General features: G+C 70.1%; 24 protein-coding genes. 16 read left to right on the top strand and 8 right to left on the bottom strand.

Features of this window, described 5'->3' with window-relative positions; all coding sequences use genetic code 11:
• The first annotated feature begins 242 nt into the window (after positions 1-242).
• The 9 genes from atpB (at position 243) to ACIBL4_RS37350 (ending at position 7,983) form a co-directional block, all read left to right on the top strand.
• A complete protein-coding gene (gene atpB, locus ACIBL4_RS37390) occupies positions 243-1,013 on the top strand; it encodes a F0F1 ATP synthase subunit A (RefSeq protein WP_399416292.1) in 771 nt (256 codons plus the stop codon).
• A 68-nt stretch (positions 1,014-1,081) separates the two neighbouring features.
• A complete protein-coding gene (locus ACIBL4_RS37385; protein WP_053670587.1) occupies positions 1,082-1,321 on the top strand; it encodes an ATP synthase subunit C in 240 nt (79 codons plus the stop codon).
• 38 nt (positions 1,322-1,359) lie between these two features.
• Positions 1,360-1,908 carry a F0F1 ATP synthase subunit B gene (locus tag ACIBL4_RS37380; protein WP_086852629.1) on the top strand — a complete coding sequence of 183 codons (549 nt, stop codon included), beginning with the start codon at positions 1,360-1,362 and terminating at the stop codon, positions 1,906-1,908.
• Positions 1,905-2,720, top strand: coding sequence for a F0F1 ATP synthase subunit delta (locus tag ACIBL4_RS37375; RefSeq protein ID WP_399416263.1), 816 nt, complete (start codon positions 1,905-1,907; stop codon positions 2,718-2,720). Before ACIBL4_RS37380 ends, ACIBL4_RS37375 begins: the two co-directional genes overlap by 4 nt.
• A gap of 126 nt (positions 2,721-2,846) precedes the next feature.
• Positions 2,847-4,436: a F0F1 ATP synthase subunit alpha gene (gene atpA / locus ACIBL4_RS37370; protein ID WP_059417212.1), complete on the top strand. Its 1,590-nt coding sequence runs from the start codon at positions 2,847-2,849 to the stop codon at positions 4,434-4,436.
• A gap of 21 nt (positions 4,437-4,457) precedes the next feature.
• Complete coding sequence (locus ACIBL4_RS37365; RefSeq protein ID WP_399416262.1) at positions 4,458-5,375, top strand: F0F1 ATP synthase subunit gamma; 918 nt, start codon at positions 4,458-4,460, stop codon at positions 5,373-5,375.
• Positions 5,376-6,812, top strand: coding sequence for a F0F1 ATP synthase subunit beta (atpD, locus tag ACIBL4_RS37360; protein ID WP_399416261.1), 1,437 nt, complete (start codon positions 5,376-5,378; stop codon positions 6,810-6,812).
• Positions 6,813-7,028: 216 nt separating this feature from the next.
• Positions 7,029-7,406: a F0F1 ATP synthase subunit epsilon gene (locus tag ACIBL4_RS37355; protein WP_053670581.1), complete on the top strand. Its 378-nt coding sequence runs from the start codon at positions 7,029-7,031 to the stop codon at positions 7,404-7,406.
• A 130-nt stretch (positions 7,407-7,536) separates the two neighbouring features.
• A complete protein-coding gene (locus ACIBL4_RS37350; RefSeq protein WP_399416260.1) occupies positions 7,537-7,983 on the top strand; it encodes a DUF2550 domain-containing protein in 447 nt (148 codons plus the stop codon).
• Between the two features lie 241 nt (positions 7,984-8,224).
• On the opposite strand, the gene ACIBL4_RS37345 is transcribed toward ACIBL4_RS37350, so the two are convergent.
• The 3 genes from ACIBL4_RS37345 to ACIBL4_RS37335 form a co-directional block, all read right to left on the bottom strand.
• Positions 8,225-10,048, bottom strand: coding sequence for a glycosyl hydrolase family 18 protein (locus tag ACIBL4_RS37345; RefSeq protein WP_399416259.1), 1,824 nt, complete (start codon positions 10,046-10,048; stop codon positions 8,225-8,227).
• 133 nt (positions 10,049-10,181) lie between these two features.
• On the bottom strand, positions 10,182-10,823 hold the full coding sequence (locus ACIBL4_RS37340; protein WP_399416258.1) for a response regulator: 642 nt from the start codon (positions 10,821-10,823) through the stop codon (positions 10,182-10,184).
• Entirely contained in the window at positions 10,820-12,013 is a 1,194-nt protein-coding gene (locus ACIBL4_RS37335) for a sensor histidine kinase (protein ID WP_399416256.1), read from the bottom strand. Before ACIBL4_RS37335 ends, ACIBL4_RS37340 begins: the two co-directional genes overlap by 4 nt.
• A 152-nt stretch (positions 12,014-12,165) precedes the next feature.
• On the opposite strand from ACIBL4_RS37335, the gene ACIBL4_RS37330 reads away from it, so the two are divergent.
• Entirely contained in the window at positions 12,166-12,744 is a 579-nt protein-coding gene (locus ACIBL4_RS37330; RefSeq protein WP_399416255.1) for a hypothetical protein, read from the top strand.
• A complete protein-coding gene (locus tag ACIBL4_RS37325; RefSeq protein WP_399416254.1) occupies positions 12,741-12,929 on the top strand; it encodes a DUF5708 family protein in 189 nt (62 codons plus the stop codon). The genes ACIBL4_RS37330 and ACIBL4_RS37325 overlap by 4 nt, the downstream gene beginning before the upstream one ends.
• A 3-nt stretch (positions 12,930-12,932) precedes the next feature.
• Here ACIBL4_RS37325 and ACIBL4_RS37320 read toward each other — a convergent pair whose 3' ends face one another.
• Genes ACIBL4_RS37320 through ACIBL4_RS37310 form a run of 3 tightly spaced genes read right to left on the bottom strand, consistent with a single transcriptional unit; the run spans position 12,933 to position 15,084 of the window.
• Positions 12,933-13,505 (bottom strand): cob(I)yrinic acid a,c-diamide adenosyltransferase, encoded by a 573-nt coding sequence (locus ACIBL4_RS37320; protein ID WP_399416253.1) that lies wholly within the window; start codon positions 13,503-13,505, stop codon positions 12,933-12,935.
• A gap of 13 nt (positions 13,506-13,518) precedes the next feature.
• On the bottom strand, positions 13,519-14,268 hold the full coding sequence (locus tag ACIBL4_RS37315) for an ABC transporter permease (protein ID WP_399416252.1): 750 nt from the start codon (positions 14,266-14,268) through the stop codon (positions 13,519-13,521).
• Between the two features lie 33 nt (positions 14,269-14,301).
• Positions 14,302-15,084, bottom strand: a complete 783-nt coding sequence (locus ACIBL4_RS37310) for an ABC transporter ATP-binding protein (protein WP_399416251.1) — start codon at positions 15,082-15,084, stop codon at positions 14,302-14,304.
• A 79-nt stretch (positions 15,085-15,163) separates the two neighbouring features.
• On the opposite strand from ACIBL4_RS37310, the gene ACIBL4_RS37305 reads away from it, so the two are divergent.
• The 4 genes from ACIBL4_RS37305 (at position 15,164) to ACIBL4_RS37290 (ending at position 20,003) form a co-directional block, all read left to right on the top strand.
• Positions 15,164-15,805, top strand: a complete 642-nt coding sequence (locus tag ACIBL4_RS37305; RefSeq protein ID WP_399416250.1) for a TetR/AcrR family transcriptional regulator — start codon at positions 15,164-15,166, stop codon at positions 15,803-15,805.
• A 127-nt stretch (positions 15,806-15,932) separates the two neighbouring features.
• A complete protein-coding gene (locus ACIBL4_RS37300; protein ID WP_356924543.1) occupies positions 15,933-16,781 on the top strand; it encodes a 3-hydroxyacyl-CoA dehydrogenase family protein in 849 nt (282 codons plus the stop codon).
• A gap of 149 nt (positions 16,782-16,930) precedes the next feature.
• Positions 16,931-17,254: an STAS domain-containing protein gene (locus ACIBL4_RS37295; protein WP_030246483.1), complete on the top strand. Its 324-nt coding sequence runs from the start codon at positions 16,931-16,933 to the stop codon at positions 17,252-17,254.
• A gap of 265 nt (positions 17,255-17,519) precedes the next feature.
• Positions 17,520-20,003: an ATP-binding protein gene (locus ACIBL4_RS37290; RefSeq protein ID WP_399416249.1), complete on the top strand. Its 2,484-nt coding sequence runs from the start codon at positions 17,520-17,522 to the stop codon at positions 20,001-20,003.
• Between the two features lie 66 nt (positions 20,004-20,069).
• Here ACIBL4_RS37290 and nucS read toward each other — a convergent pair whose 3' ends face one another.
• The gene (gene nucS, locus ACIBL4_RS37285) at positions 20,070-20,741 is read right to left on the bottom strand and encodes an endonuclease NucS (protein WP_190055002.1); all 672 of its coding nucleotides are present in this window, start codon (positions 20,739-20,741) and stop codon (positions 20,070-20,072) included.
• A 256-nt stretch (positions 20,742-20,997) separates the two neighbouring features.
• Between nucS and ACIBL4_RS37280 the strand changes: the two genes are divergently transcribed.
• Complete coding sequence (locus ACIBL4_RS37280) at positions 20,998-21,390, top strand: SCO5389 family protein (protein ID WP_030246492.1); 393 nt, start codon at positions 20,998-21,000, stop codon at positions 21,388-21,390.
• 84 nt (positions 21,391-21,474) lie between these two features.
• Here the strand turns inward: ACIBL4_RS37280 and ACIBL4_RS37275 are convergent, their stop codons facing one another.
• Entirely contained in the window at positions 21,475-22,503 is a 1,029-nt protein-coding gene (locus ACIBL4_RS37275) for an LLM class flavin-dependent oxidoreductase (protein WP_399416248.1), read from the bottom strand.
• Positions 22,504-22,640: the final 137 nt, after the last annotated feature.

The following is a 22,640-nucleotide window of genomic DNA, read 5'->3' as shown; positions in this document are numbered from 1 at the left end:
CTCCTGCTATCGTCCGGTGCCAACTGCGGCATCGCGGGCGCGGGCATCTGAGCTGACGCCTGCTCGAACGCGAGGCTCGATGCCCCTCAGCCGCCCCCACATCCGTAACACCAGTCCGGTGCCGACCCGCGGCTGCGCGCCGCGCCGACACAACGAGGTTGCCGTACCCATGCGTCACGCCGAAGGAGCCCGTGGTGAGTGCTGACCAGACCCAGCTCGCCTTTGACTGGAGCTGTCGGATCATGTCCGACAACGGGTGTGGTTTTCCGGCTCCGGGCCTGCACTCGTTCCTCTTCAAGCCGCTCGCCACGGTGGGGGGGGTCGAGTTCAACAAGGTGATGCTGCTCGCCATCATCACGACCATTCTCATCATCGGCTTCTTCTACGCGGCCTTCGGCAAGGCCAAGGTGGTGCCGGGCAAGCTGCAGATGGTCGGTGAGGCCGGATACGACTTCGTCCGCCGCGGCATCGTCTACGAGACCCTCGGAAAGAAGGAGGGCGAGAAGTACGTACCGTTCATGGTCTCGCTGTTCTTCTTCATCTGGATCATGAACATCTGGTCCGTGGTCCCGCTGGCGCAGTTCCCGGTGTCGTCGATCATCGCGTTCCCGGCGGTCCTGGCCGCGATCGTCTACGTGACCTGGGTGTCGCTGACCTTCAAGCGGCACGGCTTCGTCGGGTTCTTCAAGAACGTCACCGGCTACGACAAGTCGCTCGGCCCGGTGCTGCCGCTCGTGATGGTCATCGAGTTCTTCTCGAACCTGCTCGTCCGGCCGTTCACGCACGCGGTGCGACTGTTCGCCAACATGTTCGCCGGCCACCTGATGCTGGTCATGTTCACCGTCGCCTCCTGGTACCTCCTGAACAGCTGGATGGTCCCGGCGGCCGGTGTCTCCTTCGTGATGACCATCGCCATGATCGGCTTCGAGCTTTTCGTGCAGGCCGTCCAGGCGTACGTCTTCGTACTCCTTGCCTGTACATACATCCAGGGCGCTCTCGCCGAGCACCACTGAGCCCCCATCCCACCCCGGTCGTCCGGTGGCCAACCCCCACCGGTCCGTTAAGAGAAGGAAGATTCAGCATGGCTGCCACTGAGACCCTCGCCGCTGTCTCCGGTTCCATCGGTTCCGTCGGTTACGGCCTCTCGGCTATCGGCCCCGGCATCGGCGTCGGCATCATCTTCGGTAACGGCACCCAGGCCCTCGCCCGCCAGCCCGAGGCCGCGGGCCTGATCCGCGCCAACCAGATCCTGGGCTTCGCCTTCTGCGAGGCGCTCGCCCTCATCGGCATCGTCATGCCGTTCGTGTTCGGTACGAAGTAAGACTTCCCTACCGACACGTATCGACGAAAGGCACTGATGTGATCGCCAACCTGGTGCAGCTGGCGGCCGAGGAAGAGCAGAACCCGCTCGTTCCTCCCGGCCCCGAGCTGCTCGTCGGCACCATCGCCTTCGCCATCGTGTTCTTCTTCTTCTGGAAGAAGCTGCTTCCGAACATCAACAAGGTTCTGGAGGAGCGCCGCGCGGCGATCGAAGGCGGTATCGAAGAGGCCGAGACCATGAAGGTCGAGGCCCAGAGCGTCCTTGAGCAGTACAAGGCACAGCTCGCCGAGGCCCGGCACGAGGCCGCGCGCCTGCGCCAGGAGGCGCAGGAGCAGGGTGCCGCGCTCATCGCCGAGATGCGGGCCGAGGGCCAGCGTCAGCGCGAGGAGATCGTCGCCGCGGGCCACGCCCAGATCGAGGCCGACCGCAAGGCCGCGTCGTCCGCGCTCCGTCAGGACGTCGGCAAGCTCGCCACCGACCTGGCCGGCAAGCTCGTCGGCGAGTCCCTCGAGGACCACGCCCGCCAGAGCCGCGTGATCGACCGGTTCCTCGACGACCTCGAGGAGAAGGCCGAGGCCGGCCGATGAACGGAGCGAGCCGCGAGGCCCTGGCAGCCGCACGAGAGCGTCTCGACGCGCTGACGGACTCCACGTCCGTGGACGCCGGCGCGCTCGCCGACGAACTGGCCGCCGTCACCGCGCTGCTCGACCGCGAGGTGTCGCTGCGTCGGGTCCTCACCGACCCGGCGCAGGCCGGCGAGGCCAAGGCCGAACTGGCCCAGCGTCTCCTCGGCACCCAGGTCAGCGGCCCGGCCGCCGACCTGGTCGCCGGAATGGTGCGCTCCCGCTGGTCGCAGTCGCGCGACCTTGTGGACGCCCTGGAGGAGCTGGCCAGCACCGCCGACCTCACCGCCGCGCAGAAGGCGGGCAAGCTCGACGACGTCGAGGACGAGCTGTTCCGCTTCGGGCGGATCGTCTCCGGCAGCATCGAACTGCGTGCCGCGCTGACCGACCGCAAGGCCACCACCTCGGCCAAGAGCGAGCTGCTGCGCAGCCTGCTCGGCGGCCGGGCGCAGGCGGCCACCGAGCGTCTGGTGACGCGCCTTGTGACCGCGCCGCGGGGACGTAGCCTGGAGTCGGGACTGGAGTCCCTGTCCAAGCTCGCCGCCGAGCGCCGGGACCGCATGGTCGCCACCGTCACCTCGGCGGTACCGCTGAGCGACGTGCAGAAGCAGCGCCTGGGCGCTGCCCTCGCGAAGCTCTACGGGCGCACGATGCACCTCAACCTGGACGTGGACCCCGAGGTCATCGGCGGAATCCGGGTGCAGGTCGGCGACGAGGTCATCAACGGCTCCCTCGCGGACCGCATCGAGGACGCCAGCCGCCGGCTCGCGGGCTGAGCAGCAACTCAATAGGCACAACGTACTTACGACGGCCCTGGTTGGGCCGTGCAGAAGAATCCTGGGGGTCGCCCCCAGACCCCCAAAGTGAAACTTCGGGCCCAACAAGGAGAGCAGGGAACCCAGATGGCGGAGCTCACGATCCGGCCGGAGGAGATCCGGGACGCGCTGGAGAACTTCGTCCAGGCGTACAAGCCGGACGCGGCCTCGCGCGAGGAGGTCGGTACGGTCACCTTCGCCGGCGACGGTATCGCGAAGGTCGAGGGTCTGCCCTCGGTCATGGCCAACGAGCTGCTGAAGTTCGAGGACGGCAGCCTCGGTCTCGCCCTCAACCTCGAGGAGCGCGAGATCGGCTGCGTCGTCCTCGGCGAGTTCAGCGGCATCGAGGAGGGGCAGCCGGTCAGCCGTACCGGCGAGGTCCTGTCCGTCGCGGTCGGCGAGGGCTACCTCGGCCGCGTCGTGGACCCCCTCGGCAACCCGATCGACGGCCTCGGCGAGATCGAGACCGACAGCCGTCGCGCCCTGGAGCTGCAGGCTCCGGGCGTCATGGTCCGTAAGTCGGTGCACGAGCCGATGGAGACGGGCTACAAGGCCGTCGACACGATGACCCCGATCGGCCGTGGCCAGCGCCAGCTGATCATCGGTGACCGCCAGACCGGCAAGACCGCCCTGGCCGTCGACACCATCATCAACCAGCGCGACAACTGGCGCACCGGCGACCCGAACAAGCAGGTCCGCTGCATCTACGTCGCCATCGGCCAGAAGGGCTCCACCATCGCCGGCGTGCGCGGCGCTCTGGAGGAGGCCGGCGCGCTGGAGTACACGACCATCGTCGCCGCCCCGGCGTCCGACCCGGCCGGCTTCAAGTACCTGGCGCCGTACACCGGTTCGGCCATCGGCCAGCACTGGATGTACCAGGGCAAGCACGTCCTGATCATCTTCGACGACCTGTCGAAGCAGGCCGACGCCTACCGCGCCGTGTCGCTGCTGCTGCGCCGCCCGCCGGGCCGTGAGGCCTACCCGGGTGACGTCTTCTACCTGCACTCCCGTCTGCTGGAGCGCTGCGCGAAGCTCTCCGACGAGATGGGCGCGGGCTCGATGACCGGTCTGCCGATCGTCGAGACGAAGGCCAACGACGTCTCGGCGTTCATCCCGACCAACGTCATCTCCATCACCGACGGCCAGTGCTTCCTGGAGTCGGACCTGTTCAACGCCGGTCAGCGCCCCGCGCTGAACGTCGGTATCTCGGTCTCCCGAGTCGGTGGTTCCGCCCAGCACAAGGCGATCCGCCAGGTCTCCGGCCGTCTGCGTGTGGACCTCGCCCAGTTCCGTGAGCTGGAGGCGTTCGCCGCCTTCGGTTCCGACCTGGACGCCGCGTCCAAGGCGCAGCTGGAGCGTGGTCAGCGCATGGTCGAGCTGCTGAAGCAGCCGCAGTACCAGCCGATGGCCACCGAGGACCAGGTCGTCTCCATCTGGGCCGGCACCACCGGCAAGATGGACGAGGTTCCGGTCGCTGACATCCGCCGCTTCGAGAAGGAGCTGCTGGAGTACCTGCACCGCAAGGAGCAGGGCCTGCTGACCTCCATCCGCGAGGGCGGGAAGATGTCGGACGACACCCTCCAGGCCATGGCCGACGCCATCGCGGAGTTCAAGAAGCAGTTCGAGACCTCCGACGGCAAGCTGCTCGGCGAGGACGCCCCGGCTGCCGGCAAGTGACGTAAGGAAGGGACCTGACTCATGGGAGCCCAGCTCCGGGTCTACAAGCGTCGCATCCGATCCGTCACCGCGACCAAGAAGATCACGAAGGCGATGGAGATGATCGCCGCCTCGCGCGTCGTCAAGGCGCAGCGCAAGGTGGCGGCGTCCACGCCGTACGCGACCGAGCTCACCCGGGCGGTCACGGCGGTGGCCACCGGATCGAACACCAAGCACCCGCTGACGACGGAGCCGGAGAACCCGACCCGCTCCGCGGTCCTGCTCCTCACGAGCGACCGCGGTCTGGCCGGCGCCTTCAACTCCAACGCCATCAAGGCCGCGGAGAGGCTCACGGCGAAGCTCGAGGGTGAGGGCAAGGAGGTCGTCAGCTACATCGTCGGCCGCCGTGGTCTGGCCCACTACAACTTCCGCGAGCGCAAGGTCGCGGAGTCGTTCACGGGCTTCACCGACGAACCGTCGTACGCGGACGCCAAGAAGGTCGCGGCCCCGCTGATCGAGGCGATCGAGACGGAGACGGCTCAGGGCGGCGTGGACGAGCTCCACATCGTCTACACCGAGTTCGTGTCGATGATGACGCAGACGGCCATCGAGGCCCGGCTGCTGCCGCTCAGCCTCGAAGAGGTCGCGGCGGAGGCGAAGCCCAAGGGCGAGATCCTCCCGCTGTTCGACTTCGAGCCCTCGGCGGAGGACGTCCTGGACGCCCTGCTGCCGCGCTACGTGGAGAGCCGGATCTACAACGCGCTGCTCCAGTCGGCCGCCTCCAAGCACGCCGCCACGCGGCGCGCGATGAAGTCGGCCACCGACAACGCCGGTGAGCTCATCGAGACGCTCACCCGGCTTGCCAACCAGGCCCGCCAGGCCGAAATCACCCAGGAAATCAGCGAGATCGTCGGTGGCGCCAGTGCCCTGGCCGACGCGACCGCGGGGAGTGACCGATAAATGACCACCACTGTTGAGACCGCGACGGCTACGGGCCGCGTCGCCCGGGTCATCGGCCCGGTCGTCGACGTGGAGTTCCCCGTCGACGCGATGCCCGAGATCTACAACGCCCTGCACGTCGAGGTCGCCGACCCGGCGCTCGCGGGCGAGAAGAAGACGCTGACCCTGGAGGTCGCCCAGCACCTGGGTGACGGCCTGGTCCGCGCGATCTCCATGCAGCCCACCGACGGCCTGGTTCGCCAGGCCCCGGTGATCGACACCGGCGCGGGCATCTCCGTCCCGGTCGGTGACTTCACCAAGGGCAAGGTGTTCAACACCCTCGGTGAGGTGCTGAACAGCGACGAGACCTACGAGGGCGAGCGCTGGTCCATCCACCGCAAGGCCCCCGCGTTCGACCAGCTCGAGTCGAAGACCGAGATGTTCGAGACGGGCCTGAAGGTCGTCGACCTTCTCACCCCGTACGTCAAGGGCGGCAAGATCGGTCTGTTCGGTGGTGCCGGTGTCGGCAAGACCGTGCTGATCCAGGAAATGATCATGCGTGTCGCCAACCTCCACGAGGGCGTCTCCGTCTTCGCGGGCGTCGGCGAGCGCACCCGTGAGGGCAACGACCTCATCGCGGAGATGGAAGAGTCCGGCGTTCTGGACAAGACCGCCCTGGTCTTCGGTCAGATGGACGAGCCCCCGGGCACCCGTCTGCGCGTGGCCCTGGCCGGCCTGACGATGGCGGAGTACTTCCGTGACGTCCAGAAGCAGGACGTGCTGTTCTTCATCGACAACATCTTCCGCTTCACCCAGGCCGGTTCCGAGGTGTCGACCCTGCTCGGCCGTATGCCCTCCGCGGTGGGCTACCAGCCGAACCTGGCCGACGAGATGGGTGTCCTCCAGGAGCGCATCACCTCGACCCGTGGTCACTCGATCACCTCGATGCAGGCGATCTACGTCCCCGCGGACGACCTGACCGACCCGGCCCCGGCCACGACCTTCGCCCACCTCGACGCGACGACGGTGCTGTCCCGTCCGATCTCCGAGAAGGGCATCTACCCGGCCGTGGACCCGCTGGACTCGACGTCCCGCATCCTCGACCCGCGGTACATCTCGGCGGACCACTACAACGCCGCGATGCGCGTGAAGAACATCTTGCAGAAGTACAAGGACCTGCAGGACATCATCGCGATCCTCGGTATCGACGAGCTCGGCGAGGAGGACAAGCTCGTCGTCCACCGTGCCCGTCGCGTGGAGCGCTTCCTGTCCCAGAACACCCACGCCGCCAAGCAGTTCACCGGCGTGGACGGTTCGGACGTGCCGCTGGACGAGTCGATCGCCGCGTTCAACGCGATCTGCGACGGCGAGTACGACCACTTCCCGGAGCAGGCGTTCTTCATGTGCGGTGGTCTCGAGGACCTGAAGAAGAACGCGAAGGAGCTGGGCGTCTCCTGAGCCTCGCGCTCGACACATGAGCCTCGTGCTCATACCGGAGGGGGCGGGCGCGTCCCGCCCCCTCCGTCACGCCTACTGCTGCATTGCCTGGGGGACAACCCCCAGACCCCCGGCAGAGTCCCGGGGCCGGGGTCCGGCACCGAGGTGCTCGGCGCCCTACTAGACTTGTTCGCAACACCCGGCACGAGAGCCGGGTGGTGACCCGAGGAGCCACCCTTGGCTGCTGAGCTGCACGTCGCGCTGGTCGCGGCCGACCGTGAGGTCTGGTCCGGCCAGGCCACCCTGGTCGTCGCGCGCACCACGTCCGGCGACATCGGCGTCATGCCCGGTCACCAGCCGCTGCTCGGTGTGCTGGAGTCGGGCCCGGTGACCATCCGTACGAGTGATGGCGGGACGGTCGTCGCCGCGGTCCACGGCGGTTTCATCTCGTTCGCGGACGACAAGCTCTCGCTGCTGGCCGAAGTCGCGGAGCTGTCGGACGAGATCGATGTCCAGCGCGCGGAGCAGGAGCTGGAGCGTGCGAAGGCGGAGGATGACGCGGAGGCCCAGCGCCGCGCGGACGTCCGTCTGCGTGCGGCCACGGCGGCGCGCTGACGCAGCCCGTCGTGTGATGACGTCACTCAGCCGCGGCTGGGTACCGGAGAGATCCGGACCCAGCCGCGGCTGAGGCGGATGTGGGTGTTTTTTACGTTCCGTTACCTAGGAGACGAGGAGGTCGGTGTCGATGGTCCTCGCTCTGACTGTGTGCGGAATTGTCGTGGCCGTCGTGGTGGTGGGACTCTTCGTCTTCGGTCTGCGCCGCCGGCTCATCCAGCGCTCGGGCGGCACCTTCGACGCCAGCCTGCGCTGGGACACCCCGGAGCAGGGCGACACCAATGGCAAGGGCTGGGCGTACGGGGTGGCCCGGTACAACGGCGACCGCGTCGAGTGGTTCCGTGTCTTCTCCTACTCACCCCGCCCGCGCCGGATCCTGGAGCGTTCCGCGATCGAGGTGGCCGGCCGCCGGGTCCCGCAGGGCGAGGAGGAGCTGGCGCTGCTCTCCGACCATGTGATCCTCGCGTGTCTGCACCGGGGGACCCGGCTGGAGCTGGCCATGAGCGAGGACGCGCTGACCGGTTTTCTCGCGTGGCTTGAGGCAGCCCCGCCCGGTCAGCGCGTCAATGTGGCTTAGTCGTTCCTAGGGCGTGTCCGCAGAGTCCCGCCTGCCCCGCGACGCCCGGCACGCTCCCCCACTGCCTTGAGTGCGTGGGAGGTGCCCCCACTCGCCGCACCGGGCGGACGCCCGCGTACAACCAGTACGCGGGCGTCCGCCCGCCACTCCGCCAGCCTTCGGCCGGGGGGACCCCCAGAGCACGCACCGGACGCCGCGGGGCCCGCCCTTCGGGCGGACGACGGGACTTTACGGACACGCCCTAGCCGAGCCCGTTGTCGATGGCGGTCACCAGCTCGCCGTTGCCGGTGTCGCCGCTGAACTCCCAGAAGAACGCTCCGCCCAGGCCCTGGTTCCTGGCCCAGGACATCTTCCCGGCGATCGTCGCCGGGGTGTCGTAGGACCACCAGTTGCTGCCGCAGTGCGCGTACGCCGTGCCGGCGATCGTGCCGGTGGCCGGGCAGGAGTTCTTGAGGACCTTGTAGTCCTCGATGCCCGCCTCGTACGTGCCCGGTGCGGCGCCGGTCGCCGATCCGCCCGGGGCGGACTGGGTGACGCCGGTCCAGCCGCGGCCGTAGAAGCCGATGCCGAGCAGGAGCTTGGCGGACGGCACGCCCTTCGCCTTGAGCTTGGCGATCGCGTCGGCCGAGTTGAACCCGGCCTGCGGGATGCCGGGGTACGAGGTGAGCGGGGAGTGCGGGGCGGTCGGGCCGTCCTTGTCGAAGGCGCCGAAGTAGTCGTACGTCATCACGTTGTACCAGTCGAGGTACTGCGCGGCGCCGCCGTAGTCGGCCGCGTCGATCTTGCCGCCGGAGGAGCCGTCGGCGGTGATGGCCGCGGTGACCAGGTAGTCCGGGCCGAACTCGGTGCGCAGCGCCGACATCAGGTTCCTGAAGGCCGCGGGGCCCGAGGTGTCGCAGGTCAGACCGCAGGCGTTCGGGTACTCCCAGTCGATGTCGATGCCGTCGAAGACATCGGCCCAGCGCGGGTCCTCCACGACGGCCTTGCAGGACTTGGCGAACGCGGCGGCGTTCGCAGCGGCCTGGCCGAAGCCGCCCGAGTAGGTCCAGCCGCCGAACGAGTACAGCACCTTGATGTGCGGGTACTTCGCCTTGAGCTGGCGCAGCTGGTTGAAGTTGCCGCGCAGCGGCTGGTCCCAGGTGTCGGCGGTGCCGCTGACGGACTGGTCGGCGGTGTAGGCCTTGTCGTAGGCGGCATAGGTGTCGTCGACCGTGCACTGGCCGTTCTTGACGTTGCCGAAGGCGTAATTGATGTGCGTGATCTTCGACGCCGAGCCGGAGGTCACCAGGTTCTTGACGTGGTAGTTGCGGCCGTAGACGCCCCACTCGGTGAAGTAGCCGAGCTTGACCTTGTCGCCCTTGGGGGGCTCGGTCGTGCCGCCGGTGGTGCGCACCGCGCGGGCGCCGCTGACCGGGCCGGTCTGGTCGGCGGTGTCACGCGCCTGGACGGCGTAGGAGTAGTCGGTGCCCTTGGTCAGGCCCGTGTCGGTGTACGACGTACCCGTCACGGTGGCGACCTTGGCGCCGTCGCGCAGGACGTCGTAGTTCTTGACGCCCTTGTCGTCGGTGGCGGCGGACCAGGACAGCCTCACCGAGGTGTCGGTGATGTCGGAGGCGGTCGGCGTGCCGGGGGCGCTGGGCGCGCTGTCGCCCGGTTCGGTGGTGCCGCCGTCGCAACTGCCGCCGTTGAGCCTGCAGTTCGCGGGGGAGCCGGTGCCGCTGCCGTTGAAGCCGAAGGTGACGGAGGCGCCGGGGGCGAGGGTCCCGTTCCAGGACTTGTTCTTCGCGGTCCAGTGGGTGCCCGAGGCGGTGACGTCGGCGTCCCAGGCGGAGGTGACGGACGTGCCGGAGGGGAAGTCCCACTCGACGGTCCAGGAGCTGAGGGTCGTGGTGCCGGTGTTCTTCACCGTCCACTTGCCTTCGAAGCCGGAGCCCCAGTCCTGCGTCTTGGTGTAGCTCGCGGTGGCGGATGTCGCGGCCTGGGCCGGGCTCGCGAGGCCGACGAGACCGGCCAGCGGGAGCAACAGGGTCGCGAACCCTGCCGCGGCTCTGTGTCTGAAGCGCATGCTGCGCCTCCTCGATGGAGTTGTGGGGGCATGACTGAGCCTCACGCCCACTCATGGTGCGGTGAGAATAGAAAGGTCTGGACCACCGGTCAATAGGTCTGGACCACCCTGGCCTGGAGCGGTCTGCGACCCGTTAGATCCCCAACTCCTGCGCGAGCACCGCCGCTTGCACCCGGCTGCGCAACTCCAGCTTGCCCAGCAGACGGCTGACATGCGTCTTCACGGTCGCCTCGGCCATGTCGAGCCGCTCGGCGATGCCCGCGTTGGACAGGCCCTCGCCGAGGCAGGACAGCACCTCGCGCTCACGCCGGGTCAGCCGGTCGAGGACGGCCGGATCGGCCGCCGGTTCCCGGGCCGGCTTCGCCGCGAACTCCGCGATCAGCCGCCGCGTGACCGCCGGGGCGATCAGCCCCTCCCCGCGCGCCACCGTCCGCACGGCCTCCAGCAGGTCCTTCGCCTCGGTGTTCTTGAGCAGGAATCCGGACGCGCCCGCCCGCAGCGCCCCGAAGACGTACTCGTCGAGGTCGAAGGTGGTCAGCACCAGCACGTCGGCGAGCCGTTCCGCCACCACCTGCCTCGTCGCCGACACACCGTCCAGCCGCGGCATCTGAACGTCCATCAGCACCAGGTCCGGCCGCAGCTCGCGGGCCATCGCCACCGCCTGTTCGCCGTCCGCCGCCTCGCCGACCACCTCGATGTCGGGCGCGCTGCGCAGGATGAGGACCAGGCCGGCACGGACGGCGGACTGGTCCTCGGCGACCAGGACGCGGATCATTCGGGTTCTCCTTCGACGGTGTCGTGGACGGGCAGAGTGGCGCGCACGGCCCAGATCTTGCCGTCCGGCGAGTCCTCCGGGCCGGCCTCGAACGTGCCGTCCAGCAGGGCGGCGCGTTCCCGCATGCCGATGAGCCCGGCCCCGGAGCCGGGGGCACTCGGCTGGTCCCGGTCGCCGTACGGGCTGGTCACCGAGACGGTCAGCGCACCGTCCTGCCGGGCGAGGGCGACGGTGACCCGGCCGGGGCCGGCGTGCTTGAGGGCGTTGGTGAGGGATTCCTGCACGATGCGGTAGGCGGCGAGTTCGACGGGTGCGGGAACCGTCCCGTGGGCGGCGTCGAGGGTGATGTCGAGGCCGTTGGCGCGCCCGTTCTCGACCAGGGCACCGAGACCGTCGAGCGTGGGGGCGACGACAGGCTCGGTGTCGCCACTGGAGTCCCGGAGGATTCCGATGAGCCGCCGCATCTCCGCGAGCCCCGCCACGCTGTTCTCGCGGATGACGGTCAGCGCCTCCTGGGAGGTCTTCGGATCCTGGAGGGAGAGCGCGGCCGTGGAGTGGATTGCGATCGCCGACAGATGGTTGGCGACCATGTCGTGCAGCTCGCGGGCCATCCGGGCGCGTTCGGCGGTGACCGCCTGGGTGCGGTCCATCTCGGCGAGCAGCGCGGTCTGCTCGGCGCGCAGCCGGGCCGCCTCCGCGGCCTCCCGGTGGTTGCGGACGATCAGGCCGGTGGAGGCGGGGCCGAAGGCCACGAGGCCCGTGACCACACCGATCAGCAGCGCCTCGGGCTCGCGCCACAGGGCGAACGGCACCACGGCCCCGGCCAACGAGAGCAGCCCGGTGATCCGCGGGATGCGGTGCGCCGAGGCGGGCGGGCCGTACAGGACGGCCGCGTACATGAGGTCGGTGTACATCAGGACCGTGACCAGGTTGCCCTGGCTGACGGTGTCCAGGACGATCGCCGCCGTGCCGATCAGCAGGGCGGTGCGCGGGGCGGTGCGGCGCAGCAGCTCGCAGCCGGCCATGACCAGCAGCGGCAGCAGGACCGGCCAGTGGCCCGGCAGCAGTACGTACACCTCGGTGTGCGGGCGTGTGGCCAGGCCGAGCCCCCAGAGCAGCAGCCCGCCGAGCAGACCGCCCAGCGCGACGTACAGGTCGAAGCGGCGGGGGCGGGTGAGTCGTACGGCCATGGCCCCATCCAACACGGGCGCCGGGCCCCACGCGTGATCCCCGCGAAGGGTCCCCGACTGCATCTTTCGATGTACCGCGGGTTCGTCAGTCGCGACGACGATTCCGGCCGCGCCCGCCGGGAGCCTGGAAGGGTGACCGAGAGGAGCGAACCGTGATCGTCGCCTTGATCGCCGCCTGTGAGATCGGCTTCTGGGTGCTGCTGGCGGCCGGACTGGCCTTCCGCTACCTGCTGCGCATGCGGCGTACGGGACTGGCGCTGCTGCTGTGCGAGCCGCTGCTGGAGGTCGTCCTGCTGGTCGCCACCGCGCTGGACCTGAAGAGCGGTGCCGAGCCGAACTGGACGCACGGGCTGGCCGCGCTGTACATCGGCTACACAGTGGGGCACGGCCATCGCACCGTGCAATGGCTCGACGGCCACGCGGCCCACCGCCTCGGCGGCGCCCCGCCGCCACCGAAACCCCCGCGCTACGGCATGGCCCGGGCCCGTCACGAGGGCAAGGTCTGGACGGGCACCCTGATCGGCGCCGCCGTGGCGACGGTGCTGCTCCAGCTCGCCATCTGGTACGTGGACGACCCGAGCCGTGTCACGTCCCTGGAGAGCTGGCGCTATGTGGCCTGGCGCACGGCGGGCATCCACGGCCTGATCGCGCTGAGCTACTGGATCTGGCCGCGGAAGGCTCCGGCGGGTGAGTCGGAGGTCGCGCCGGAGAAGGAGAGGGTGCACCGATGAGCAAGGCCCGCGGGAACCTGGTGGAAGGGATCGTCACCTTCGTGATCGGCCTCGGGTTGTGGCTGTTCACCGGCGACGTGGAGGTCCCCGTAGTCACCCTCACGAAGGTCGGCATCGTGATGATGTGTGTCGGCGGCGTGCTGGTCGCCGCCGGCCTGTGGCAGGGCGCGCGGCACAGGACCTGAGGGTCAGCGCTCCCCGCCCGGCACCCACAGCACGTCCCCGACCTCCTTGTTCGCCGTCCTCGCGAGGATGAACAGGAGGTCGGAGAGGCGGTTGAGGTAGGTGGCCGTCAGGGGGTTCATGACCTCTCCGTGGGCCTCCAGGGCCACCCAGGTCGAGCGCTCCGCCCGGCGGACCACCGTGCAGGCCTGGTGGAGCAGGGCCGCGCCCGGGGTGCCGCCGGGGAGGATGAAGGAGCGGAGCTTCTCCAGGCCCTCCAGGAAGCGGTCGCAGTCCGCCTCCAGCTTGTCGACGTAGGACTGCTCGACCCGCAGGGGCGGGAACTCCGGGTTCTCCACCACCGGCGTCGACAGGTCAGCGCCCACGTCGAACAGGTCGTTCTGCACGCGGGTGAGGACCTTGACGACCTCCTCGTCCAGGCCGCCCAGCGCGATCGCCGTGCCGATCACCGCGTTCGCCTCGTTGGCGTCGGCGTACGCGGTGATCCGCAGGTCGGTCTTGGCGACCCGGCTCATGTCGCCGAGGGCGGTCGTGCCCTGGTCGCCGGTCCTGGTGTAGATGCGCGTCAGATTGACCATGTGGCCAGCGTAGTTAGGCTCCGGCCGTTCGGAACACGCGTGTGCCCACTGTCACGGACAGGGCCGTGAAACCGAGGGCCACCAGCACGCCGTACAGCATGTGCGCCGTGGCGTAGGAGCCGACGAAGGCGTCGCGGACGGCGTCGACCAGATAGCGGAACGGCATCAGGTGCGACAGCACGTCCAGCCAGGCCGGGCCCAGGCTCATCGGGAGCATCAGCCCGGACAGCAGCATCGACGGCATGGTCAGCGCGTTGATCGCCGGGCCGAAGGTCTGCGGGGTGTGCAGCTTTATGGCCAGCGCGTACGACAGCGAGGCCAGCGAGAGCGAGAGCAGGGCGACGAAGCCGAACCCGATCAGGACGCCGGGCAGCGGGGCCCGCAGGCCCATCGCCACCGCCGCCAGCACCAGCAGCACGGCCTGGAAGACGAACACCGTGGCGTCCCTGAGCACCCGGCCGAGCAGCAGTGCCAGTCGGCTGACGGGGGTGACGCGCATGCGCTCGACCACCCCCTGGCCCTTCTCGATGAGGATCGAGAAGCCCGCGAACGAGGCTCCGAACAGGCCCAGCTGCAGCAGCAGGCCGGGGACGAGCAGCTGCCAGGAACTGCCCCGCCCGCCGAGCGGCAGATCCGTCAGCAGGGGGCCGAAGAACAGCAGGTACAGCAGCGGCATCAGCACGCCGAAGAGCAGCGCGAAGCGGGAGCGCAGGGACTGGCGGAGATAGCGCCCGTAGACGAGCGCGGTGTCGTGCAGCAGCATCAGGAATCCTCTTCGTCTTTACGTCCCTACGTCCTATACGGCGACGGGAGTCTGGTCGGCCGGCGCGGCACTGCGGCCGGTGATGGTGAGGAAGGTGTCCTGGAGCGAGGCGTCGATCGAGCCGCCGTACCGGAGCTTCAGCGCGCTCGGGGTGCCCTCGGCGACGACCACTCCCTGATCGACGACGACCAGCCGGTCGGAGAGGGCGTCGGCCTCGTCGAGGTAGTGCGTGGTCAGGAAGACGGTCGTGCCGTGCTCGTCGCGCAGCCGGCGCACCAGGTCCCACAGGTCGGCCCGGCTGCCCGGGTCGAGACCGGTCGTCGGCTCGTCGAGGAACAGCACCGTCGGGCGGTGGGTGAGCGCCATCGCGATGTCCAGACGGCGCCGCTGCCCGCCGGAGAGCGCCGCGCACTTGCGGTCGAGGAACTCGGTGAGGCCCAGGTCGCGGGCGAGTTCCCCGGCGCGCTCGGCGGCCCGCGCCTTCGTCAGCCGGTACAGACGCCCCTGGGTGACCAGCTCCTCCCGCACGCTGATCTGCGGGTCCACCCCGCCGGACTGCGCCACGTAGCCGCAGGCCCGCCGCACCCCGGCCGGGTCGGTCGCCAGGTCGCAGCCCGCGACGGTGGCGGCGCCGCCGGACGGTTCCAGCAGGGTCGTCAGCATCCGCAGGGTGGTTGTCTTGCCGGCCCCGTTCGGGCCGAGGAAGCCGAGGATCTCGCCCTCGCGGACGGTCAGGTCGATGCCGCGCACGGCCTCGACCGGGCCGCGTTTGGTCTGGAAAGTACGCGCCAGCGCGGAGGTAGTGATGATTGCCATGCCCCCAGAAAAACAGAGACACTTAAAATTTGCAACGCCCCCAAATTTTCACCGAGCCCAAGGAAGCTAGGATTCGTGTATGGCAGAGGGGCTCAGGGAGCGGAAGAAGCGCGAGACCAGGCAGCGCATCTCGGACATCGCCACCGGTCTGTTCCTGGAGCACGGGTTCGTCACGGTGACGATCGCGGACGTGGCGGAGGCGGCCGACGTCTCGGTGAACACCGTCTACAACTACTTCCCGGCCAAGGAGGACCTCTTCTTCGACCGCTCCCAGGGGGTCGTCGACCGGCTCTCCCGCTGGGTGCGCGGCCGGGACGCGGGGGAGTCGGCCGCCCGGGCGGTGCTGCGCGAGCTGCGCGCCGAGATCGAGGCCGTCTCGCCCCGGATGGGCCTCGTCGAGGGCTACGACCGTTTCATGCGCTGCATCGAGGAGGCGCCGCCGCTGCGCTCCCGGCTGTGGAGCATCCAGCAGGAGGTCCAGGACAACCTGGAGGCGACCCTCCGCGAGGAGACGGGTGCACAGGACGCCGACCCGCTGCCCAGGCTGATCGCCGGTCAGATCTGCTGGGCACACGGCACCGTCTTCGTCGCCATCGGCCGCGAGATGACCAAGGGGCGCAACCCGGACGAAGTGTCACGGGAGATGCTCGTCCTCCTCGACGACATCGAGGAGCTGTTGAGCGAGAAGGTGCTCAACTACGCCGTCCGGGGCGCGGGGTGACACCTGCCGGTGTGATGTCCGTCATGTGAGACGTGACGCGCATTACTTACTGGTCACACAGACCCTCACGAACGCTAGTGTCCGCCCGAGAGAGCAGACATATACAGCGCGTCAGGGGAGTCGCACAGTGGCACGGAAGCTTGCCGTCATCGGAGCCGGCCTCATGGGATCCGGCATCGCCCAGGTCTCCGCACAGGCAGGCTGGGACGTGGTCCTGCGCGACGTCACCGACGAGGCACTGACCCGGGGCACCGACGGCATCAAGGCGTCGTACGACAAGTTCGTCGCCAAGGGCAAGCTGGAGGCGCACGACGCCGACGCCGCCCTCGCCCGGATCACCGCGACCACCGACCTGGACGCCGTGGCCGACGCGGACGTCGTCGTCGAGGCCGTGTTCGAGAAGCTGGAGGTCAAGCACGAGATCTTCCGCGCGCTCGACAAGCTCGTGAAGGAGGAGGCCGTCCTCGCCTCCAACACCTCCGCCATTCCGATCACCAAGATCGCGGCCGCGACGGAGCGCCCCGAGCGGGTCGTCGGCACGCACTTCTTCTCGCCCGTGCCGATGATGCAGCTGTGCGAACTGGTCCGCGGCTACAAGACCAGCGACGAAACCCTCGCCAAGGCCCGGGAGTTCGCCGAGTCGGTCGGCAAGACCTGCATCGTCGTCAACCGCGACGTCGCCGGCTTCGTGACGACCCGTCTCATCTGCGCCCTGGTCGTCGAGGCCGCGAAGCTGCACGAGTCGGGCGTGGCGAGCGCCGAGGACATCGACCTCGCCTGCAAGCTGGGCTTCGGCCACGCCATGGGCCCGCTGGCGACGGCCGACCTGACGGGCGTCGACATCCTGCTGCACGCCACGAGCAACATCTACACCGAGTCCCAGGACGAGAAGTTCGCGGCTCCCGAGTCGATGCGCCGGATGGTTGACGCCGGTGACATCGGACGCAAGAGCGGGCAGGGCTTCTACAAGCACTGAAACCGCACATGCCCCGGGAGCATCACACCCCCGGGTGAATTCGGTATCGGTTCGCTTACAAGAAGCAACCTCTGCCCCCCTCACGCAGTCAGAGGTTGCATCACCGGCATCAGAACGCGGAGCACGAGACGCACGCACGGGGAGCGCATATGTACATCAGGGGCGATCATGCCGAGCTGGTCGTCGGGGGCCGCCTCGACGTCCGGAGCGCGGCGGACGCCCGTACGGTCCTGCACTCGGCCGTCGACGACGGAGTCGGCGACCTGGTGCTGGACCTGTCCGAACTGGACTCCTGGGACGCCACCGGACTCGGTGTGATCATGGGGGCTCACCGGCGGGCCGGCCGCTGCGGCCGACGCCTGGTGCTGCGCGGCGTGCCGCCGCAGATGCAGCGCCTGCTGGTGGCCACCCGCCTGCACCGGATCCTGGCGATCGAGGGGGGCATCGGGGTGGAGACATTGCCTCGCGTGTGACCTTCTGTGCGGGTGTGAACCGGGCGACCGGGGAGACCCGGGCGGACATCGCCTCGTGCGACGCGCACAATCCTCACGAGACCGTGACGTCTCGGACGGCGCGGTACCCCGGACTGTCGTAGATACTGTGCGAAGGTTTAGGGTTCGGCTGCCCGCTGCCTTGAAACCCTATCTGCGGGCCCGGACCAGAAGCGACAGCGCGGTGTGCAGCAAGGCCGGGAGGGGCTTTTCAGAGCACACACACGCTTTTGGGGGGCTTTGACCTATGGACCCGAACACCCGGGGACCCGAGGAGTACGGCCACGACGGCGACAGCGAGTCGCCGCGCCAGCGCCCGCCCAGGGAATCCCTCACACCCGACTTCAGTCAGCACGCGCCCGCGCTCGCCCGCACGGTGCAGCTCGTCTCCGGCGACTTCCTGCTGACCGTCAACCCCGTCGACGGCAGCGAGATAGAAGCCTGCCCGCCCGCCGAACGGCCCGCCCGTCCCGTGAAACTCACGACGGCGGAGCGCGCCGAGGCCGAGCGCGCGGCCCGGCCGCCCGTCCCGCCCGGGCCCGCGCAGCCCAGCCTCCCGCTGCTGGCCCGCCAGGACGAACGCGAGCGACTGGTGCGCCTGCTCGCCCGCGGCCGCTCGGTCCGCCTCACCGGCCCCGCCGGCTGCGGCCGCACCCGCCTCCTCGACCTCGTGGGCGAGGACTGCTCCGACCTCGCCCCCGACGGCGTCGTACGCCTGAACGGCTTCGGCCGCACCTCCGGCGACCTGCTGTACGACCTCTTCTACGCGGTGTACAACGCCCCCCTGCACCGCCCGGAACGGGATGAACTGCTCACCTTCGTCCGGGAGATCGGCGCGGTCGTCGTCGTCGACGACCTGGAGTTCGGCGGCGCCGCGCTCGACGAGCTGCTGGAGGCCACCCCCGAGTGCGCCTTCCTGCTCGGCGCCACGCCGGACGTGCCGGCCCCTTCCGCCGACTCCGGCGTCGAGGAGGTCCTCCTCGGCGGCCTGGAACGCGCCGCCGGCCTCGACCTGCTGGAACACGCCGTCGGGCGGTCCCTCACCGACGAGGAGTCCAACTGGGCGGGCGACCTCTGGTTCGAGTCCGAGGGACTGCCGCTGCGCTTCGTGCAGGCCGGCGCCCTGCTGCGGCAGCGCGACCGGCTGCGCGCAGGGACCAGCGCCGTCGACGCGTTCGGCGTCTTCGAGGACGAGCCCCCGGCCGACGCCTACGACGCCGCCGACGGGGACGACGTACCACTGCCCTCGCTCGGCGAGGCCGCCGCGCCCGCGCCGCTGCTCGCCTCCCGGCTGAGCGCCTCCGCCCGCGCCACCCTGCGGTTCGCCGTCGCCCTCGGCGGCGAGGTGCCCCACCAGGCGCATCTGCCCGCCCTGGTCGGCGACACCCACGCGGACGCCGCGCTCGGCGAACTGGCCTCCTGCGGCCTGGTCTCCCCGGTCGGCTCCCGCTACCGGCTCGCCGCCGGTGTCCTGGCCCAGCTGGAGGCCGCCGGATACGCCGACGAGGCCGAGGCCGGCGCCCGCAGCGCCGCCCAGCACTACTCCTGGTGGGCCGGGCACCCCTCGGTCACACCGGAGCGCGTGTGCGCCGAGGCCGACGCCCTCCTCGCCGCCCTGGCCGTGCTCGGGCCGCTCACCGGCCCGGCCGCCGAGGGCGAGGAGAGCCCGGCCGTGCACCTGGCGCGCACCGCCGCGCCCGCGTTCGCCGCCGGACTGCACTGGGGTGCCTGGGAACGCGCCCTGCACCTCGGCGCCGAGGCCGCCCGGCTCGCCGACGACGTCGCCGAACAGGCCTACTTCCACCACGAGCTCGGCATCCTCGCCCTGTGCGGCGGACAGCTCGACCGGGCCCGGGCCGAACTGGAGACCTCGATCGGCCTGCGCGGCTCCCTCTCCGACAAGCGTGGCACCGTCGCCGGCCGTCGGGCTCTCGCCCTGGTCGCCGACCGCTCGGGCACGCCGATCGGACTCGGGCCGACCGCGGCCGAGGAGGTGCCCGAGGCCCGGTACGAGGAGTCGCCGTCCCCGGCCGGCGGTGTGCCGGCGGCCTTCCCGACCCTCCAGCAGCCGCCCTCGCCGACCCTGGTCACCCGCCAGAGCCCGTCCTCGCCCTCGCGCAAGGCCCGGGGCGGGCTCAAGGGCCTGGCCCGGCGCAACCTCGTGGCCGCCGGGGCCGGTGCCCTGCTCGTCGCCGTGCTCGGCACGGTGGTGACCCTCGGCGCCACCTCCGACAAGGAGGCGAACCCGCCGTCCGACCAGGTCGGCGTCAACCCCTCGGCCAGCCAGGGCGTCGACGACGGCAGCCTGGGCGCCGACCGGCCGGCGAACGACAGCAACGGCGACACGGGCGCGGCGACGAGCCGCCCGACCGACCCGGGTCCGGACGGCACGCCGGGCACCCCGGACGATCCGACGCCGACGGGCAGTCCCAGTGCTTCCCCGAGCCACAGCGACTCCGGGTCGACGTCGAAGCCGCCGGCGACCTCCCGGCCGCCGGCCACGTCCAAGCCGCCGACGACGTCCAGGCCCCCCACGACGTCGAAGCCGCCGACGACGTCGAAGCCGCCCTCGCAGTCGCCCACGTCTCAGCCGCCGACCTCCCAGTCGCCGACGTCCCAGCCGCCGACCTCGCAGCCGTCCACCTCGGACTCGGCCAGCGGCCCGGCGTCGAGCGCCCCCGCGAGCACCACCGCGAGCGCGCCGGAGAGCAGCCCGGACCAGGTGATCTGACGGCCGAACAGCAGGGCCGGGTCCGTTCCACGGACCCGGCCTTGTTCGTCGTGTGCGTGCGGTGTGTCAGAACAGCCGCAGCTTGTCGTCCTCGATGCCCCGTAGCGCGTCGTAGTCGAGGACCTGGCAGCCGATGCCGCGGTCGGTCGCGAGGACACGGGCCTGGGGCTTGATCTCCTGGGCGGCGAAGATGCCGCGGACCGGGGCGAGATGGGGATCGCGGTTCAGCAGCTCCAGATAGCGCGTCAGTTGCTCCACGCCGTCGATCTCACCGCGCCGCTTGATCTCCACCGCGACGGTCTTGCCGTCGGCGTCCCGGCACAGGATGTCGACCGGCCCGATGGCCGTCGGGTACTCGCGGCGGATGAGGGTGTAGCCCTCGCCGAGTGTCTCGATGCGGTCGGCGAGCAGCTCCTGGAGGTGCGCTTCCACGCCGTCCTTGATCAGACCGGGATCGACGCCCAGTTCGTGCGAGGAGTCGTGGAGGACTTCCTCCATCGTGATGATGAGCTTCTCACCCGCCTTGTTGACGACGGTCCAGACGCCTTCGTCCTCGCCGGTGCCCTCCTTCAGCGTGCAGGGCGGCGACATCCAGTTCAGGGGCTTGTAGGCCCGGTCGTCGGCGTGGATCGAGACGCTGCCGTCCGCCTTCACCAGGATCAGGCGCGGGGCCGAGGGAAGGTGGGCGGTGAGCCGCCCGGCGTAGTCCACGGAGCAGCGGGCAATGACGAGACGCATGGTCGGCAACGCTACTCGACGGGCGGGTGCCGACGCGATTCGCCCTGGAAAACACGTGTTCGGTATTGGCCGATTGTGTGCAGGGTGTGGTCATCGGGAGTGCCTCATCTGCGCATTCTCCTGGTGCGGTCACCGGCGGTTGCTTACGGTATGAACGGGAGGTCGCGATGTGTGTACGCAGCGTGTCCGGTATCGCGAACTCCCTTATCTGTCCGGCAACCCCTGCCCGCCGGGCGGGGGTGCGAGAGGAGAACTCATGTCGCTCGACGTCTCACCGGCCCTACTCGAACAGGCCGAGCGAGGCGAGGTCGACGAAGCGGAATTCGTCGACTGCGTCCGGACCTCCCTGCCCTACGCGTGGGAGATGATCAGCTCCCTGGTGGCCCAGCTGAAGGTGGACGGCGGTGCGTTCGCCGACAACCAGACGCCTCCGCCGGACGAGCAGGCACGCGGTCAGTTGCTGCGTGCGCTTGCGAGTGACGCGATACGCGGCGCGCTGCAGCGGCACTTCGGTGTGCGACTGGCCTTCCAGAACTGCCACCGGGTGGCCGTGTTCCCGCTTGACTCCTCGGTCGACGAGAAGCTGGGCCGCTTCACGTCGGTCCGCAGCCAGGTGCTCAACCAGTCACCCGAGTTCCGGGACTGCTGACGCGGCGCCGCTTGCTTGCCGCTCCGTACGCGGGAGGTGCAGTTCTGTACCGGAGCGGCAAGCCCATAGGAACCCACCGCGTGGTCAGGCGAGTTGGGGGAGCACCTCGGCCCCCAGCCGCCGTACGTTCTCCTCCGTCGCCGCCAGGTCCCCGGAGCCCTCGACGAGCAGGGCGAAACGAGAGATGCCGGTCCGCTCGCTGGTCGCCGCCAGCCGGTCGGCGCACAGCCGCGGGGTGCCCACCGGGTGCAGCCCGCAGAGCAGTTCGGTGTACGCCAGCGGGTCGCGCATCCGGCGCGTGCGCCCGTCGACCGTGACATGCGCCTCCAGGCCCTGCTTCAGCCAGCCCGGCATCGCCTTCAGCAGCGTCTCCGCCGCGTCGACCCGCCGGTCCGCGACCTGGCAGACGCCCGCCGACACATGGGACGCGCGGTGGATCTCCTCCGCCGGCCGCCCGCACGCCCGCGCGTGCTGCCGCCACAGGGCGACCATCTCGGCCTTCTCCTCGTCCCCCACGTGCATCCCGAGGAGCATCGAGAGCCCGCGCTCGGCCGCCAGCCGCACGCTCGCCGGGGACGTGCACGCGACGACCAGCTCGGGGCCCTCGGCCTCGGTCAGGGCCTCCGACGGCCGGGGGACCACCGGGACTTCACGGAAGCGGAAACGCTCCCCGTCGGCCGCCACGGACGCGTCGCGCAGCCAGCGCACCAGGACGTCCAGGGACTCCGGGAACCCCTTCTCGTACGCCTCCAGGCCCGCGCCGAACACCTCCAGGTCGACCCACGGGCCGCCACGCCCGACGCCGAGCGTGAAACGGCCGTCGCTCGTGTGGTGCAGCAGCGCGGCCTGTTCGCCGAGGGCCACGGGGTGGGCGGTGGGCAGCACGCTGACCGCCGTACCGACCCGGATGCGGCGGGTGCGGCCGAGCAGTAAGGCGGCCAGGGTGATGGCCGACGGGCACGTGCCGTACGGCACGAAGTGGTGCTCGGCCAGCCAGACCGTGTCGAGCCCGGCCTCCTCGGCCACCTCGGCCGAGCGGACCGCGCGGTGCAGCGCCTCTCCCTCGCCCTGACCGGGGAACCGGGCCGCCAACACGAAACTTCCAACGCGCATTGCTTTCCTGCTTCCTTGGCTCCGACACGGAGCTCCCCCACAGGGCATAACCGTCTGACACGTGCCGAGGACACGGCCGGTCGGGGTACTTTGCGGATTGTCTGCAGAATGGGCCGTTCCGCGGGAGCCCGGGGAGA

It is taken from the genome of Streptomyces sp. NPDC050416, from assembly GCF_044458845.1.
GTDB lineage: Bacteria > Actinomycetota > Actinomycetes > Streptomycetales > Streptomycetaceae > Streptomyces.
This window is presented reverse-complemented; position numbering and strand designations above follow the sequence as displayed.